This is a genomic window from Sedimenticola sp. (assembly GCF_050289425.1).
Lineage (GTDB): Bacteria > Pseudomonadota > Gammaproteobacteria > Chromatiales > Chromatiaceae > Sedimenticola.
Genome location: NZ_JBNKFS010000056.1, coordinates 1 through 785, shown reverse-complemented (window position 1 = coordinate 785; position 785 = coordinate 1). Strand labels below are relative to the sequence as shown.

Here is a 785-nt window from a genome sequence, read left to right as displayed (position 1 = left end):
CCACCCGCTTCAACACCCCGTAGGGGAGCGCGTCGGCCGGCTGGTCGATATAGGCCTCCAGGCCGCAGAACACCAAGGCCTCACGCGCCCATTCCTGGGCCTGGCGCTCCTCCTGGCGGATATTGGGCAGGCGCAGGGCGGCACTCCAGAGCCGGCTGTGGGTGCGCAGATGGCAACCCACCTTGACATTGTCCAGCACGCTCATGTTGAAGAACATCTGCAGGTTCTGGAAGGTGCGGGAGATGCCCATCTGGGCCACCTGATGGGGCAGTCGCCCGACGATCTCCTGATCCTGGAAACGGATGCTGCCCTCATTGGGGCGATAGATCCCCGAGAGCATGTTGAACAGGGTGGTCTTGCCGGCGCCGTTGGGACCGATCACCGCATAGACCTGACTCTCCGGCACCTCGAAGTGGAGATCGGCAATGGCGGTCACCCCGCCAAAGGAGATGGTCAGGTCCTGGACCTCAAGCAACGCCATGACGCTTCTCCTCCTTCTGCTGGGTGGACTTCGGCGAGGCGGACGGCTCGACCGGGCGGCGGTGGGTGAGCTTGCGCAGCAGCTCCTGCAGGCCGACGAACAGCCCCTGGGGCAGGAAGATCATCATGCCCATCAGGATGGCGCCGAAGATCATCACCTCGTAATCCTCGAACACCACCAGTAGCTCGGGCAGGAAGGTGAGGATGATGGCGCCGAGCACGGCGCCGTAGGTGGAAGCCATACCGCCCAACACCACCATGGTGACCAGCTTGATGGAGAAGGCGAAGCTGAACGAGTCGGGGCT

General features: G+C 63.6%; 1 protein-coding gene and 1 pseudogene. Both read right to left on the bottom strand.

The features are described 5' to 3' along the window. Window positions 1-481, bottom strand: a 481-nt coding sequence (locus ACQY5R_RS18195) for an ABC transporter ATP-binding protein (RefSeq protein WP_428610706.1), incomplete at its 3' end; no start/stop codon positions are given. Then, window positions 468-785: pseudogene (locus ACQY5R_RS18190) on the bottom strand (hypothetical protein); the annotation flags it as partial. The gene ACQY5R_RS18195 and the pseudogene ACQY5R_RS18190, both read right to left, overlap by 14 nt.